The sequence below is a fragment of the Microbacterium algihabitans genome (assembly GCF_032464975.1).
In the GTDB taxonomy this organism is placed as follows: domain Bacteria; phylum Actinomycetota; class Actinomycetes; order Actinomycetales; family Microbacteriaceae; genus Microbacterium; species Microbacterium algihabitans.
The window spans coordinates 413,490-428,378 of the sequence record NZ_JAWDIU010000003.1 but is presented as its reverse complement, the minus strand read 5'-3'; the positions used below and the strand labels follow the sequence as shown (position 1 = coordinate 428,378).

General features: G+C 71.9%; 12 protein-coding genes. 2 read left to right on the top strand and 10 right to left on the bottom strand.

All coding sequences use genetic code 11. The features are described from left to right. Positions 1 to 228: 228 nt before the first annotated feature. The gene (locus tag RWH43_RS11685) at positions 229 to 1,875 is read left to right on the top strand and encodes an ABC-F family ATP-binding cassette domain-containing protein (protein ID WP_316001559.1); all 1,647 of its coding nucleotides are present in this window, start codon (positions 229 to 231) and stop codon (positions 1,873 to 1,875) included. Between the two features lie 57 nt (positions 1,876 to 1,932). Here the strand turns inward: RWH43_RS11685 and RWH43_RS11680 are convergent, their stop codons facing one another. The 6 genes from RWH43_RS11680 to RWH43_RS11655 form a co-directional block, all read right to left on the bottom strand. Then, positions 1,933 to 2,277 (bottom strand): LysR family transcriptional regulator, encoded by a 345-nt coding sequence (locus RWH43_RS11680; RefSeq protein ID WP_154097209.1) that lies wholly within the window; start codon positions 2,275 to 2,277, stop codon positions 1,933 to 1,935. A 121-nt stretch (positions 2,278 to 2,398) separates the two neighbouring features. After that, the gene (locus RWH43_RS11675; protein ID WP_316001558.1) at positions 2,399 to 3,952 is read right to left on the bottom strand and encodes a GMC family oxidoreductase; all 1,554 of its coding nucleotides are present in this window, start codon (positions 3,950 to 3,952) and stop codon (positions 2,399 to 2,401) included. After that, positions 3,949 to 5,343, bottom strand: a complete 1,395-nt coding sequence (locus tag RWH43_RS11670; protein ID WP_144832067.1) for an alpha/beta fold hydrolase — start codon at positions 5,341 to 5,343, stop codon at positions 3,949 to 3,951. The genes RWH43_RS11675 and RWH43_RS11670 overlap by 4 nt, the downstream gene beginning before the upstream one ends. A 185-nt stretch (positions 5,344 to 5,528) precedes the next feature. Next, positions 5,529 to 6,431 carry an SDR family oxidoreductase gene (locus RWH43_RS11665; RefSeq protein WP_144832070.1) on the bottom strand — a complete coding sequence of 301 codons (903 nt, stop codon included), beginning with the start codon at positions 6,429 to 6,431 and terminating at the stop codon, positions 5,529 to 5,531. 61 nt (positions 6,432 to 6,492) lie between these two features. Then, entirely contained in the window at positions 6,493 to 7,581 is a 1,089-nt protein-coding gene (locus tag RWH43_RS11660; RefSeq protein WP_144832073.1) for a glycosyltransferase family 4 protein, read from the bottom strand. Positions 7,582 to 7,624: 43 nt separating this feature from the next. Continuing rightward, the gene (locus RWH43_RS11655) at positions 7,625 to 9,067 is read right to left on the bottom strand and encodes a lipopolysaccharide biosynthesis protein (RefSeq protein WP_316001557.1); all 1,443 of its coding nucleotides are present in this window, start codon (positions 9,065 to 9,067) and stop codon (positions 7,625 to 7,627) included. A gap of 31 nt (positions 9,068 to 9,098) precedes the next feature. On the opposite strand from RWH43_RS11655, the gene RWH43_RS11650 reads away from it, so the two are divergent. Continuing rightward, positions 9,099 to 10,439 carry an O-antigen ligase family protein gene (locus tag RWH43_RS11650; RefSeq protein ID WP_187358454.1) on the top strand — a complete coding sequence of 447 codons (1,341 nt, stop codon included), beginning with the start codon at positions 9,099 to 9,101 and terminating at the stop codon, positions 10,437 to 10,439. Positions 10,440 to 10,457: 18 nt separating this feature from the next. Here RWH43_RS11650 and RWH43_RS11645 read toward each other — a convergent pair whose 3' ends face one another. The 4 genes from RWH43_RS11645 to RWH43_RS11630 form a co-directional block, all read right to left on the bottom strand. Beyond that, positions 10,458 to 11,615: a nucleotidyltransferase family protein gene (locus tag RWH43_RS11645; protein ID WP_316001556.1), complete on the bottom strand. Its 1,158-nt coding sequence runs from the start codon at positions 11,613 to 11,615 to the stop codon at positions 10,458 to 10,460. A gap of 136 nt (positions 11,616 to 11,751) precedes the next feature. Next, positions 11,752 to 12,747 carry a LacI family DNA-binding transcriptional regulator gene (locus RWH43_RS11640; protein WP_154097215.1) on the bottom strand — a complete coding sequence of 332 codons (996 nt, stop codon included), beginning with the start codon at positions 12,745 to 12,747 and terminating at the stop codon, positions 11,752 to 11,754. A 113-nt stretch (positions 12,748 to 12,860) separates the two neighbouring features. Then, complete coding sequence (locus RWH43_RS11635; protein WP_144832089.1) at positions 12,861 to 14,015, bottom strand: Gfo/Idh/MocA family protein; 1,155 nt, start codon at positions 14,013 to 14,015, stop codon at positions 12,861 to 12,863. Next, positions 14,012 to 14,866, bottom strand: coding sequence for a class I fructose-bisphosphate aldolase (locus tag RWH43_RS11630; RefSeq protein ID WP_154097216.1), 855 nt, complete (start codon positions 14,864 to 14,866; stop codon positions 14,012 to 14,014). The genes RWH43_RS11635 and RWH43_RS11630 overlap by 4 nt, the downstream gene beginning before the upstream one ends. Positions 14,867 to 14,889: the final 23 nt, after the last annotated feature.

Sequence of the window (14,889 nt, the reverse complement as noted above, 5' to 3'; positions counted from 1 at the left end):
CCTGGGTGTGTCCGGGTCCTTCGACGGGCTCGGGGACCTGGGTGTGTCCGGGTCCTTCGACGGGCTCGGGGACCTGGGTGTGTCCGGGTCCTTCGACGGGCTCGGGGACCTGGGTGTGTCCGGTCCCTTCGACGGGCTCGGGGACCTGGGTGTGTCCGGTCCCTTCGACAGGCTCAGGGGCCTCGGGGGGTGCGGGTCGGGGGCGGGGCGGCCTGAGACACTAGAGGGATGACCGCCACCCTCGTCGCGCAGGGCCTCGCCGGGGGCCACGGACACCGCACGCTCTTCGACGGCGTCGACCTCACCGTCGCGCCGGGCGACGTGATCGGCGTGGTCGGGGCGAACGGCGCGGGAAAGTCCACGCTGCTGCGTCTGCTCGCCGGCGTCGACGAGCCGCAGGGCGGATCGATCAGCCTCGCGCCGAGCGATGCGTTCGTCGGCTGGCTCCCGCAGGAGCACGAGCGCGTCGCGGGCGAGACCGTCGCGCAGTACATCGCCCGCCGCACCGGGTGCGCGGAGGCGACGAGGGAGATGGATGCCACGGCGGCGGCCCTCGGCGACGCCTCGATCGTGGGCGCCGACGACGCCTACGCCACGGCCCTCGAGCGCTGGCTCGCGAGCGGCGCGGCCGACCTCGACGAGCGGATGCCGATCGTGCTCGCCGACCTGGGCCTGGAGGTGGGACCGGATGCCGAGATGACCGGCCTCTCCGGAGGCCAGGCGGCGCGCGTCGGGCTGGCGGCTCTGCTGCTCTCACGCTTCGACATCGCGCTCCTCGACGAGCCGACCAACGACCTGGACCTCGACGGACTCGAGCGGCTCGAGACCTTCGTGAAGGGACTCCGTGGCGGGGTCGTCCTGGTCAGTCACGACCGCGAGTTCCTCGCCCGCTCGGTGACCCGGGTGCTCGAGCTCGACCTCGCGCAGAACTCCCACCGCGTCTACGGAGGCGGCTACGACGCCTACCTCGAGGAACGCGCGACCCTGCGCCGTCACGCGCGGGAGAAGTACGAGGAGTACGCCGACACGAAGGCCGATCTCGTCTCGCGCGCCCGCACGCAGCGCGAGTGGTCGAGTCAGGGTGTGCGCAACGCGATGAAGAAGTCACCCGACAACGACAAGATCCGCCGCAAGGCGGCGACGGAGTCGAGCGAGAAGCAGGCGCAGAAGGTGCGTCAGATGGAGAGCCGCATCGCGCGCCTCGATGAGGTCGAGGAGCCGCGCAAGGAGTGGCAGCTCGAGTTCACGATCGGCTCGGCACCGCGCTCCAGCTCGGTCGTGTCGACGCTGTCGGGCGCGGTCTTCCGCCAGGGCGACTTCACGCTCGGGCCGGTCTCGCTGCAGGTCAACGCGGGGGAGCGCATCGGCATCATCGGGCCGAACGGCGCCGGGAAGTCGACGCTGCTGCGCGGCATCCTGGGCCGTCAGAGCCCCGACGAGGGATCGGCGTCGCTGGGCTCGAGCGTGGCGATCGGCGAGATCGACCAGGCGCGATCGCTGCTGGTCGGCGGGCGTCCGCTGGCCGAGACCTTCGAGGGATTCGTCCCCGAGATGAACGCGGGCGAGGTGCGCACGCTGCTGGCGAAGTTCGGGCTCAAGGCCGATCACGTCACCCGCCCGGTCGACGAGTTGTCTCCGGGGGAGCGCACGCGCGCCGGACTGGCGCTGCTGCAGGCGCGGGGCGTCAACGTGCTCGTGCTCGACGAGCCCACCAACCACCTCGACCTGCCGGCGATCGAGCAGCTCGAGCAGGCGTTGGAGTCGTACACCGGCACGCTGCTGCTCGTCACGCACGATCGGCGCATGCTCGCCGCGGTGCAGACCGACCGCCGCTGGCGGGTCGAGGCCGGTCGGGTCACCGAACTCCAGGCATAAGCGCTTTCACGCGCGGGAACGCGACAAGCGGGCGTTCCTCCGGGGGAAGGGGCGGGGTCAGCGGCCCTGGCGCTTCTTGTAGGGCTTCGGCTCGCCCTTCACGATCGGTGCGCGGCCCTTGCCCTTGCTGGCCTTCGCCTTACCGCCGCCGGGGGCCTTCTGCCGGGGCGCGGCGGGAGGAGCGTCGGCGATGCGGTGGTGCGCCTCCTCGAGGAGCAGCCGGCCGGCCGGGGTGAGCTGGGTCGGCGGGGTTCGCGAGATGAGCGGCTGCCCCACCTCCTCTTCGAGCTTGTCGACGGTCGTGTACAACGAGGCGAGGGGGATGCGCAGCTTCTCGGCCGCGCGCGGGAAATGCAGCTCCTCAGCGAGGGCGGCGAACCGGACGAGGTGCTCGAGCTTCATGGCATCCATTCTCCCGTGTCGAGCGGCATCGCGTTGAGCGTCCACGACACGCCGCGCTCGAGGGGCTTCGAACGGAGAGCCGTGGACGCTCGACGGGTGTGCCCGGCCGAGTGACCGGGGGTCAGGCGGCGGCGGAGGCGAGGAAGCGATCGGCCGTGCGCAGCGACAGGGCCATGATCGTCAGCGCGGGGTTGGCGGCGATCGCCGAGGGGAAGACCGAGTTGTCGCAGATCCACAGGTTCGGGATCTCGTGCGACCGGCCGTCGGCGTCGACCACGCCGTCGGACGGGTCGTCGGACATGCGGCACGTGCCGATCGTGTGCGCGGTGCGGGCGAGGACCATTGTCTCGCGCGCTCCGGCGGCCTCCATCACGCGCAGCATGAACGCCGTCGCGTGCTTGTCGATCGCCTTCTCGTTGTCGCCGGCGGTGAACGTGACCCGTGCGCGCGGGATACCGAACTCGTCGAGTTCGTCGACCAGCTCGAGGCGGTTGTCGTCGGAGGGCAGGCAGTCGGCGTTGATACCGATGCCGGCCATGAACCTCGCCTGATCGAGACGCTGCATGAGCTCGGGACCCCAGAGGCCTCCGCCGCGCACGAGGGTGGTCGAGAACGTCAACGGCATGACCCCGAGACTCTGCACGAGGTAGCCGCCGGCGAAGTCGGCGTCGGCCGGGCGCATCATGTCTTCGCTGATGAGCGACGACGGGTATCCGCGATGCCCGCGCACCGGCTCGTCGAACCGGCCCCACACCTGCGTCGCACCGTGCGCGAGGAAGTTGCGGCCCACCTGGCCGCTGTCGTTGGCGAGGCCGGTGTGCAGCAGCAGGCGCGGCGTCTCGACACCGCCGCCGGCGAGCACGAGGGCGCGGCACCGCTGACGACGATCGACGCCGCCCTTGCGGTAGACGACGGCCTCGACGAGGCCGCGGGCGTCGAGCTCGATACCGTGCACCATCGCCTCGCTGCGGATCTCGGCACCGGATGCCACGGCCGCGGCCAGGTACGTGTTGGCGGTGGACGCCTTGGCATCCACCCGGCATCCCTGGTGGCACTCGCCGCAGTTGACGCACGCCCCGCGCTCGCCGTGGTGGTCCTGCAGCCGGGCGCGGGTGAGCACGGCGGCCGGCGCGTCGGCCCAGCGCACACCGAGGGCGTCGCAGCCCTTGGCCACGAGATTCGCGGGAGCGTTGCGCTTCGCCGGGGCGTATGCGTAGCTGCGACTCGGATCCCAGGGGTAGGGGGACGGCCCCGAGACGCCGATGTCGCCCTCGACGCGCTCGACGTACGACAGCAGTTCATCGGGGTCGATGGGCCAGTCGCGGCCGACGCCCGATTCGGTCTTCAGGGCGAGGTCGCGTCGGTCGGGACGAGGGGTGAACGCGCCCCAGTGCAGCATCGAGCCGCCCACGCCGCGCCCACTGTTGTTGGGGCCGAACGCGGTCGGGTCGTCTCCGCCGCTGAGGCGCTCCGACATCCAGTTGATCTCGACGGCCTCGGTCTCGTCGGGCGTGAGGTCGTCGAGCGAGAAGTGCCGTCCGGCCTCGAGCGCGACGACGGTGAGTCCCTTGCGCGCGAGCTCGGCGGTCAGGGGCGCTCCGCCGGCTCCGGTTCCGATCACCACCACGTCGACGATCTCGTCGTCGGTGAAGGTGCGCATCGCTTCGAGGTTCATGCCGCGTCTCCCGTCGCGATCGTGCCGCCGACGTTCGCCGGCTCCCAGTCTTCGCGGCGCCCAAGACGCAGCTCGACGTACCCCCGCATGGGGCGGCCGCCGGTGGCGAACCCGTCGTAGCCGACGCGCGCCATGCTCGCGGGGTGGGCGAGCCACTGGCGCACGAGGTCGTTGCGCGCGTCTTCGAGCCACGCCTTCAGCTGGGCGGCGTCGAGGGGGCCGTCGAGGTCGGAGTCGCCCTCGATGGCGGCTTTCAGACGGTCGCTGCGCTCCGACGGATCGGTGGGCCAGGCGGCAGCCAGCGTGTCGAGCCCGCGACGGTATGCCTCGGGGTCGCCGGGCAGGTCGGCGTTGCGCCACCCGTCGCCCTCGCCGCGCGCCAACTGGGCGTCGACGCGGGCGGCGATGTCGATGGCCGGCCCCTCCTGCGGGACGACGAGGTCGGCGATCTCACGAAGGAGCGTCAGCTGCGCCATGTCGAGCACCGCGGGGGCGTAGCCGTGGTCGTCGGGGAGCGCGCGACGGGCGAGGGCACCGCGCACGCGCGCGTCGACCCGCTCGCTGCGGATGAGCTCGACCCACTCGTCGGGGACGACCGGACCGACGCCGACCTCTTCGGCGACGAAGCGCGAGATGGCCGCTGCCGCGTCGAGGTGCCGCTCGAGGGGGATCATGTGTCCGGTGGCCTCGAGCGTCACGAAGTGCGCCCGGGGGTAGACGGATGCCAGGAGCTCGGGCTGCGCGGAGGCTCCGAGGTCGGCGTCGTCGGCGCCGGCGATCACGAGGGCGGGCACATCGAGCGTGCCGACCGCAGCCGTCGCGTCCACCCGGCTGCCGGTCTCGAGCCAGGCGCGCCACGCCGTGGGGGAGGTGCGACGCAGGTCGGCGAGGGCGAGCGACTGCGCCCCGGCGTCGAGCGGCTCGGCGGTGTTCTGGTCGATGAAGGTCTCGGCATCCGCCTCGGAGATCGCGCCGTCGTCGACCCACGAGAGCATGAGCGCCCGGCGTTCCTCGTCCATGGGCTCGGGGCGGGGCGGGGACGGGGCCATGAGCACCATGCCCCGCAGTCCGAAGAGGGGCGCATCGCCGCGCAGGACGCGGGAGGCCACGAGAGCGGCGATCTTGCCGCCCATGCTGTGTCCGCCGAGCATCCACGGCCCCCGCGCGTGTGCGGCGAGGCGGTGGATGACATGGTCGACGGTCTCGTCGACGGTGGCGTCGGGAGCGCTCGCGGCGGAGCCGAAGCCGGGGAGATCGATGCCGACGACGTGCACGACCCCCGCGAGCTCGTCGGCGAGGCGGTCGAACGAGCCGGCGCTCGCGCCCAGCGCGTGGAGCATGTACAGGGTGAGGGGCGCCCCGCCGGGGGCGGGAGCGGTGTCGGTGGGCATGCACTCACGCTCCCTCACCCGCCCACCCGACACGGGTCGCTTGCGGATCGACGGGTTTTGCGCAAGCGCCCGGGCCGCGTCGTCGAGGGTCGGGCTCGGGAGGGCCGTGCGGCGACGGCGCCGGGCGTGGGAGCGCGCACGGACGCCCCGGCCGCGCGAGGCGGGCCGGGGCGTCGGAGCGGACCTCAGGGCGTGACCATGCCGCCGTTGACGTTCAGCGTCTCGCCCGAGACGTAGCTCGACTCGGCCGAGGCGAGGAAGACGAACGCGGGCGCGATCTCGGCGGGCTGGCCGGCCCGCTGGTAGGTGCTCTCGTCGTCGAAGTGCTCCATCTGGTCGTCGGAGACGCCCTGGCTCACCTGCAGCGCCGACCACGTGGGTCCGGGGGCGACGACGTTGACCCGGATGCCGCGTGACGCGAGCTGCTGAGCGAGGCCCTTCGACAGATTGTTGATCGCGGCCTTGGTGGCGGCGTAGTCGAGCCGGTCGGGCGCGGGGACGTAGGCCTCGAGCGACGCGGTGTTGATGATCGTGCCGCCCGCGGGCAGGTGCGCGAGCGCCGCCTTCGTGATCCAGAAGGGCGCGAAGACGTTCGTGCGGAACGTGAGTTCGAACTGCTCGTCCGACAGGTCGTCGACCTTGTCGACCATCACCTGCTTGCCCGCGTTGTTGACCACGATGTCGAGGCCGCCGAGAGCCTCGGCCGCACGTTCGACCAGCTCGCGGCACGCGGCCGGGTCGGTGATGTCGGTGGCGATCGAGACGCCGGTGCGGCCGGCATCCCGAACCTGGTCGAGCACGTGGTCGGCGTCGCGCTGCTCGTCGGGCAGGTGCACGATGGCCACATCGGCCCCTTCGCGCGCGAAGGCGATGGCCACGGCTCCGCCGATGCCGGAGTCGCCGCCGGTGATGAGCGCCTTGCGGCCGACCAGACGGCCGAGACCGCGGTAGGTCTTCTCGCCCAGATCGGGGACCGGAGTCATGTCGGCCTGGACGCCGGGCTCGGGCTGGTGCTGGATGGGCGGTTCGACGCGGGCGTAGCGGGTGACGGGGTTGTCGAAGGTCAGCTGGTCGCGATCGTTGGTCATGCCCCGACGTTAGGCAGCATCCGCCGCGCGGACACCGCCCTTGACGGGCGCGACGGTCGAGCTATCGGAGCGCCGCACCGCGCAAGCGGGTGGGGCGGATGCCGGAGTGCTCGTCGAGCAGATCGCTGACCTTCTGCGCGGACTCCCGCCACGAGAAGCGTCGGGCGTTGAGCTCACCGGCGGAGATCAGCCGCGCGCGGATGCCGTCGTCGTCGGCGACACGGGACATGGCCGCGGCGATGTCGTCGACGTCGAGCGGATCGACGTACAGCGCGGAGTCGCCGAGTACCTCGGGGAGCGAGGCGGCACGCGCCGCGATGACGGGGCAGCCGCACATCTGCGCCTCGATCGGCGGGATGCCGAAGCCCTCGTAGAGCGAGGGGAACACGAAGGCGAGCGCTCCGCGGTACAGGCCGGCGAGTTCGGCGTCGTCGACCCGGCCGAGGAAGCGCACCCGCGCATCGGCGGTGTCGAACTGCTGCCGCGCGAAGCTGTTGGTCTGGCTTCCCACGACGCGGAGTTCGACCTCGGGGTGCGTCCGGGCGAAGACCGCGAACGCGTCGAGCATGCGGGCGACGTTCTTGTGCCGGTTGGGCGAGGAGACGGCCAGCAGGTACGGGCGGCTCGAGGGCGTCGACGGCATGGGCGCCAGCGCGAGGATGTTCTGCGCGCTGTTGGGGACGACGGCGAAATGATCGGCGGGCACGCCGAACCGCCGCGAGATCTCGCCGCGGGAGAACTCGCTCACGGTGATCATGCGCTCGCTGTGCGCGACGACGCGGGGAATCACGACCGAATAGAGGGCCCGGAAGCGACGGCTGAAGCTGTCGGGGTGACGGATCCATGTGATGTCGTGCAGCGTGGAGATCTGCGGGCGGTGCCACATGGGGCCCGTGCTCGTGAGGTTCAGCAGCATCTCGCCGCGACGCCGCGCGAAGCGCGGGAGGTCGATCTGCTCCCACGCGTGACCCGTGAAGCGCCCGACCGTCTGGATGCGCGAGGGGTCGAGCCCCGCGTCGTCGACGTCGCCCGCGGGGACGGCGAGAGTGATGTCGTCGCGGATGCCGAGGAGCTCGCGCGTGATCTCGGTGGCGAAGCGTTGGATCCCCGTGGTCCCCTGGGTCAGGAACCGGGCGTTCACGATGGTCATCTCGAGGCCTTCCCGACGAGTGGTCGAGCCGGCGGGAGTCCCCTCAGCGGCGTCGGATGAAGCCCCCGAATACGCGAAGGTCGCGTCGGCACATCGCCAGCAGCAGTGCGATCACGACGATGACCCAGACGCCACCGACGCCGAGCAGGCGGGGGAGCGAGGGGAGGGAGGTGAAAACGAGCGTCGAGATGGCGAGGCCTGCCACCAGGGCCACGGCGAAGACGACGATCGGCCGGATCGCCGCGCGCAGGAGGGCCGCCGACGAGACGCCCGTGCGGGGGAGGAAGAACACCGCGGCGACGCCCCACAGCAGGAACTGCCCGAGCGCGATGGCGCCGGCCACCGCGGCCGGCCCGACCGGGGCGACGACCACGGCGAGCGCGATCGTCGCCACGCGTCCGCTGATCTCCGAGAACAGCAGCAGCCCGGATCGCCCCGTCGACACGAAGGCCCAGTACTGCGGGTAGCCGAGGATCTGGAACAGCGCCCCGGCCGCCAGGATGGGGACGAACGGCGCGGCGCCGGTCCACGCGGAGCCGAGGACGAGGTCGAGCGCGGGATACGCGGTGGCGACGAAGAGGCTGAGGTATGCGAGCGTCGGGTAGCAGAGCAGCGTCTGGTGGCGCACGAGCCGGCGCTGCAGTTCGGCGGTGTGCTCGGCATCCGCGAGACCGGGGATGACCACCCGCGTGAGCGGAGTGATGAGCTGATCGATCGGGAGGTTCACCAGCTGGGTCGCCCTGTTGAACAAACCGATCACCTGATCGCTCGCCACCCGCGCGACCGACACCGTGCCCACGTTGGTCGCGGCGTAGTTCAGCACGTGCACCAGGAAGGTGTTGCCGCCGAAGGTCAGCAGCGGGCCCATCGCGGCTCCGCGCCGCGGCAGCCCGGGACGCCACGGCGTGAGGATCAGCGACAGCACGAGGGTGACGCCCGCCGCGATCGTGCCCTGCAGGGCGAGGGCGAGATACCCGCCGCCGAGGAGCGCGAGGACGACGGCTCCGACCAGACCCGACAGGTCGCCGCAGAGCTCGCTCGCCGCGAGACGTCCGTACCGTCCCGATCTGTTGAGCTCGACGCGCAGCTGCGCGCTCGCCGAGCGGAGCGCGAACGCCGGCGCCAACAGGCACATGACCGCGACCAGGCGCGGATCGTCGAAGGCGGCCGCGAACGGCTGGGCCACCGCCAGCACCACGCCCGTCGCCGCGAGACCGATGCCGGTGTTCATCCAGAACAGGTTCGTCCGCTGCGCATCGGAGAGTGTCGGAGCACGAAGGGCCGCCATGCTCAGACCGAAGTCACCGAGCACCGCCGCGAGTCCCGCGACCGAGGCCGCCAGGGCGACGATGCCGAAGTCGGCCGGCCCGACCAGTCGGGCGAGGACGACGATGCCGAGGATCTGTGCGACGTACCGACCCCACTGGGCGCCGAGGAGCAGCAGCGCCGCCCCTCGGCGAGGAGCGGTGACATCGGTGGGGATCACGGGGAGCTCCTCGAGTTGTACTGTGTCGGCCGTGAGCACGCTAACCAGCCCCGCGACCCTCGGTCGCGCCCCCGGCAGGCCCGAGAAGGGGTGGGTGAACTCGCGGGCGCTGCGCTGGACGGCGGTCATCGTCGTCTGGGCGTATTCGGTCGTGCCGGCCGTCGTCGAAACGGCCCTCATCGACCGCCAGCACTATAAAGAGGGCAAGACCGCCTCGAACCCGCTGGTGGTGGCGCTCGTCGACGCGCTGAGCATCGCGGTGCCGATCCTCGCGGTGGGACTGCTCTTGCTCATGCTGCTGTTCTCGAAGGTCACGGGCGAGAGCCTGCTGCTGGTCGTCGCGCCGGGTCTGGTGCTCGCGGCGAACGAGCTCGTGCACGGGCGGGAGCCCACGCTGGGCCTGCTCATCACCTCCGCCGTGGGCACCCTGCTGGTGATAGCGCGGGTGAAACCGAGGGATCTCGGCATCCTGGGATACCTGGGTGCCCTGGTCGCTGCGGCGGCGATCGCCCTGTCGTACCTCGACCCCGCGAAGGTGTTCATCTCGGGCGGTTCCGAGACCTTCGAGAAGTCGCTCACCGGAACGTCGCTGCTGTCGGGCATCTTCTCGAACGCGAACGTGTTCGGCATGTTCCTGGCGCTCGCCCTGCCGTTCGCCTTCACCGCACGTCGGTGGTGGGTGCGGTGGCCGCTGATCGGGGTGATCGCGTGGGCCCTGGTGCTCACCTCGTCGCGCACCGCGCTCGCCGGGGCCGTGGTCGTGCTCGCCGTCATCGCGCTGTCGCGTGTGCTGCCGCAGCCCGCCTTCCGCGTCGCCGCCGTGGTGGGACTCATCGCGGCGTGCATCACCTGCGTGCGCGTGCCCTTCACCGAGACCGATCCCGAGGCCTACACGTTCCGCGGCGCCATCTGGATGTTCAACCGCGAGGAGTTGGGCGGCCATTGGCTCTTCGGCCTCGGCGCCCACTGGTACGCCGACAACTACGCGATGCTGTCGAACGCGCTCTCGAGCGCCGCGAGTCACGGCCACAACCTGGTGCTGACCACGCTCGTGATGGGCGGCGCCGTCACCCTGGCCGCCTGGGCCGCCGTCATCGTAGTGGCGTTCGTCTCGAGCCTGCGCGACACCGATCGACGGCAGCAGGCGGTGGGCGTCGCGTTCGTGCTCGGTCTGGTCGTCATCGGCGTCACCGAGACGCCGTTCGGGATGCTCGGATGGGGGCCGCTGTCGTCGTCGACGGTGCTGCCGCTGTTCGTGCTGGCCGCCCGGCACTGGATCGACCGCGACGACCGCACGCAGCTCGCCCAGGCGATCGCGTCGATGCCGCGCGAGGCGATGTCGCGCTCGGCCCTTCGCGCGATGCGCCGCTGACGCGGGCGGGGTCGGGGCTCAGCGGCGCGACGAGCGCCCGAGCCACTCCCGCACGCCGCGGGTCAGGCGGCTCCGCCTCGCGGCCGCGGCCGTGGTGACGGGGCGCCCGGCGCGTCGTTCGGAGGCGAGCGCGACGTCGTCGTCGGGCCAGATCAGGCGCAGCCCCACGCGCAGGCGCAGCAGCGGCGGCAAGGTCTGCAGGGCCGTCCAGTAGGCGCGGAGTCGGTCGGGGCGACCTCGCCACTCCCAATCGTGCGGTCGGGCTCCGTCGCGCGGCGGGAGGGGGGTCTGCGTGACCGCGGCGATCTCGGTGCGCAACACCTCGACCGCGCCGAGCGCGACGGCGCTGTCGAGGGTGGTAGGCGCGGCGGCGAGCATCGTCGTCGCGAGCGCGGAGGCGCGTTCCGAGCGGGGACCCGCACCGATCTCGGGCCGCACGGCGTGGACGGCGGCGAGCACGGCGTGCGCGGCGACGTCGGGCACCCGCACCTCCACCCCGGCGTAGCGGACGGCGGAGGTGCGGGCGGTGAGGGCGGCGAACGCGTCGCTGTCGCCTCTCGTCAGGCCCGGCAGGCGGCGGTGCACGTCGATCTCGCAGCCCCAGCGGGCGGGGGTCATCGTGGCGGTGTGGTGCACAGGAGTTCCGCGCCACGGGTCGGGTTCTCGGGTCCACCCCCAGGGCTCGAGCGCCGCAGCGAGATCGTCCCAGCGGTCGGGGTCGCACCACACGTCGACGTCGCCCGAGTGCTCCCGCTCGCGCAGCCCCTGGCTCTTCAGCGCCGGGCCCTTGATGAAGACGCACCGGATGCCGTGCGACTCGGCGACACGAGCGGTGACGGCGTAGACGAGTTCGTGGGTGGGCGACGACAGCGTGGGGCGGGGGAGGTGGGTGACCGCCCACGGGTGGCGGGGGTCGGCGTCGACGATGTGCAGGTCTCTCATGCGATCGATGAGCTCGCGTTCGTCGGCGGAGAGGTCGGCGTGGTGCACGGAGCCCTGCGCGACCAGGCGCCGCCACAGCGCCGCCCCGTCGCCGACCAGGCAGAAGGCATCGCCGGGGACGACCGGGGCGAGGAGCACTTCGGGACCACCGGGCGCCGTGTCGTCGGAGCGCACGTCGAGCGCTCCGAGGGCCACGGGCGTCCAGACCCCGGAGGGGGGAGGGGAATCGCCCATTGTGCGTGCTCCTGCGTCGGTGGTGGGAGCCCCCAGTCTGCGGGGGTACGCGGCGCGGTGCGGCACGCGAGGGCGACGCCCGGGGCGAGGCCCGGTCTACTTCACCCCGCAGGTCACCCTTCGAAGGGGGCGCGGATCAGCGCACGCCCCCGCGATCGACGAGGCGCGTGGGAACCAGCTGCGTGTGCGAGCCGGTGGCCGGGTCGGCGCCCCGGGCGAGGAGGGTCTCGGTCGCGCGGGCGCCCAGATCGGCGACGTCGTAATCGACGAGGCGGATGCGGCGGGGCAACAGGCGCGACAGCTCGAAGTCGTCGAACCCGGCGATGGCGACGTCGGCACCGCGCGGCAGGATCGTCTCGAGCGCACCGATGGTGAGGCGGTTGTTGGTGCCGAACACCGCGGTGGGCGGGTCGGCGGAGTCGAGCAGGCGCTCCATCGCGTCACGCGCGTCGGCGGGGGTGTGCAGCCCCTCGACGACGAGGGCGGGATCGAGCGCACGCCCCGCTGCGGCGAAGGCGTCGCGCACACCCTCACGGCGTTCGGCCATCGTGTAGATGGAGGGCGCGTCGAGCAGCACGGCGATGCGGCGGTGACCCGCCGCGAGCAGTTCGGCCACGGCGTCGCGCGCCCCGCCGCGGTTGTCGAGCAGGATCGCGTCGGCCGGGATGCCGCTGCCGGGGCGGTCGAGGAAGACCACCGGCGTTCCGAGCTCGACCTCACGGGCGAGGTAGGAGTGGTCGGCCGCGGTGGGGACCACGATGAGACCGCCCACCTGGCGTTGGCACATGTCGAGGGCGAGAGTGCGCTCGAGGTCGGCGTCTTCTTCGCTCGAAGCCATCACCACGTGCATGCGCTCGCGGGTGGCGACCTGGGAGACCGCTGCGGCGACGGCCATGTAGAACGTGTTCGACAGGTCGGCGGCGATGAAGCCGATCGTGTCGCGGTTGCCGGAGCGCAGGCTCGCGGCGAGGGAGTTGCGGTGGTATCCGAGTCGCGCGACCGACGCGCGCACGCGTTCGATCATCGCCGGGTCGACACCCGACTCTCCGTTCACGACCCGCGAGACCGTCTTCAGGCTGACGCCGGCGTCGGCGGCGACGTCGATCATCGTGGGCCGGCCGGTCTTGCGCATGCGTCTCCTCGGACTGCCGTGAAGCGACGGCATCCTCCGAGCATAGGGAGTGGGGCCGTCTTCGACCGGTGACGTGGGGCCCGGTGGCGCGTCCGGGCCCTCACGTCGCGCGATCAGGCCTCGGGAGCGACCAGTGCGCCCGTCTCGTGCGAGGCGATCGCGGCGGCGAACAGGCGGTGCGTGAGCGCGGCCTCTTCGGGACGCACGCAGCCGAAGCCGTCGCCCAGCTCGCCCAGGTACTCGGCCAGGAAGGCCGCCCACATCTGGAGGATGGCGTCGGAGAAGCCCGACTCGAAGTTGGGGCCGGTCACCGTGGGCCAGACGGACTGGCTCCCGGCATCCACGCTCTGCCAGCTCTGCTCGCGGCCCACGCCGGGCACGTCGACGAAGGCGAACACCTCGACCTTCTTGGGGTTCTTGGTGCTGAAGCGCACCCCGCCCGACATGCCGATCGCCTCGAACTCCCACGTGTTCTTCTGACCCGGCGCGATGCGCTTGGTCTCGGTGGTGAGGGGGAACGGGGCGCCCTCGTGGCGCGACCACGAGTGGATCACGGCGTTGTCCCACGTGTCGCAGGGCTGCGGCGACCCGTCGGGGCCGGGGCGCTCGGTGACGATGTCCTGCAGGATGCCGACGACCTTCTCGGGCGCCCATCCCAGGCGCAGCGGCACGTGCCACGTGTGCATGCCGAGGTCGTTGAGAACCCCCGCGTCGCCGCAGAACTGCTTCTGCCGCTTCCAGTTGAGGGGCTTGTTCACGTCGATGTCGCTGGAGTGCAGGAAGGTGCACTTCGCCTCGACGATGCGGCCGAGGCCGCCCGCCCGCACGTAGTCGACGGCCCACTGGGCGCCGGGGAAGAACGGCATCTCGCTCGAGACGCGCACGAACGACTGCGGGTTCTCCTCGATTGCGGCCACGACCGCGTCGGCGGCGGCGCGGTCGATGCCGAACGGCTTCTCGGCCAGCAGCGCCTTGCCCGCGCGCACGGTGTCGACGTAGAGACGCTCGTGCAGGTCGTGGCGCACCGCGATGTAGACGACGTCGACGCGGGGATCGGCGAGCAGTTCGTGATGGTCGGTCGTGGTCAGCTGCACCGTGTCGATGCGCTCGAAGAACTCCAACGCCGCCGGGTTGATGTCGCAGACGGCGACGAGCTCGGGCTCGGCCGGGTGGTCGATGAGGGCGGGCCAGCGTCGCAGCGCCGCCGCGATCTCGCGGCCCATGAGGCCGCCGCCGATGATGCCGACGCCGATCTTCTTGCCGGTCATGCGCGGTCTCCTTCCGCGGGGGCGCCGATGAGGGCGAGGGCGTCGTCGACCGAGGCGTCGTCGTGCACGACGGCCATCAGGGCGGCGGTGATGCCGGCCGGGTCGTGGTGCTGGATGACGTTGCGTCCGTAGACGATGCCGCGCGCGCCCTGCTCGAGGACGGCCTGGGTGCGCTCGAGCAGCGTGCGGTCGTCGACGCGCCCGCCGCCGCGGACCAGCAGCGGGGTGTCGCCCGCGGCCTGGATGACCCGGTGGTACTCGGTGATGTCGTCGGTGGGGTCGGCCTTGATGAGGTCGGCTCCGAGCTCGCGCGCCTGGCGCACGAGGGTGATGACTTTGGCGGTGTCGCCGTCGACCCCGTACCCGCCCGAGCCGGGCTTGGTCTGCATGACGAGCGGCTCGATCATGAGCGGCATCCCGTACTTCTCGGCGTCGGTGCGCAGTGCCAGGATCGAGCGGATGCACTGCTCGCGCACCTGCGGTTCGCCGGGGAGGTCGAGGAGGTTGACGCATACGGCCACCGCGTCGAGACGCACGGCGACCTCGATGGCATCCGGAACGTGGATGCTGTGCAGCGGCATCTCGAGCGGGTCGCCGTAGACGTTGGCGATGTCGGTGCGCAGCACGAGCCCGGGCTTCTGCTTGCCGGGGAACGCCTGCAGCAACGGGGCCTGGCCGAGGGTGAGCTGCACGGCGTCGGGGCCGGCGTCGACGAGCGTCGCGACGGTCTTCGCCATGTCTTCGATGCCGGTGAGGAAGTTGTACTCGTGGAACGCGCCGTGGTCGACGGCGACGTCGAACGCGCGACCGGATCGGGCGTTGAAGAGGCGATTGAGGCGGGGTTTCGACATGGGGTGTGGGTCTCCGAAGCGTC

Coding starts and splice junctions, on each gene's coding strand:
- RWH43_RS11685 (WP_316001559.1), top strand. CDS start 229: ATGACCGCCACCCTCGTCGCGCAGGGCCTCGCCGGGGGCCACGGACAC.
- RWH43_RS11680 (WP_154097209.1), bottom strand. CDS start 2,277: ATGAAGCTCGAGCACCTCGTCCGGTTCGCCGCCCTCGCTGAGGAGCTG.
- RWH43_RS11675 (WP_316001558.1), bottom strand. CDS start 3,952: ATGAACCTCGAAGCGATGCGCACCTTCACCGACGACGAGATCGTCGAC.
- RWH43_RS11670 (WP_144832067.1), bottom strand. CDS start 5,343: ATGCCCACCGACACCGCTCCCGCCCCCGGCGGGGCGCCCCTCACCCTG.
- RWH43_RS11665 (WP_144832070.1), bottom strand. CDS start 6,431: ATGACCAACGATCGCGACCAGCTGACCTTCGACAACCCCGTCACCCGC.
- RWH43_RS11660 (WP_144832073.1), bottom strand. CDS start 7,581: ATGACCATCGTGAACGCCCGGTTCCTGACCCAGGGGACCACGGGGATC.
- RWH43_RS11645 (WP_316001556.1), bottom strand. CDS start 11,615: ATGGGCGATTCCCCTCCCCCCTCCGGGGTCTGGACGCCCGTGGCCCTC.
- RWH43_RS11640 (WP_154097215.1), bottom strand. CDS start 12,747: ATGCGCAAGACCGGCCGGCCCACGATGATCGACGTCGCCGCCGACGCC.
- RWH43_RS11635 (WP_144832089.1), bottom strand. CDS start 14,015: ATGACCGGCAAGAAGATCGGCGTCGGCATCATCGGCGGCGGCCTCATG.
- RWH43_RS11630 (WP_154097216.1), bottom strand. CDS start 14,866: ATGTCGAAACCCCGCCTCAATCGCCTCTTCAACGCCCGATCCGGTCGC.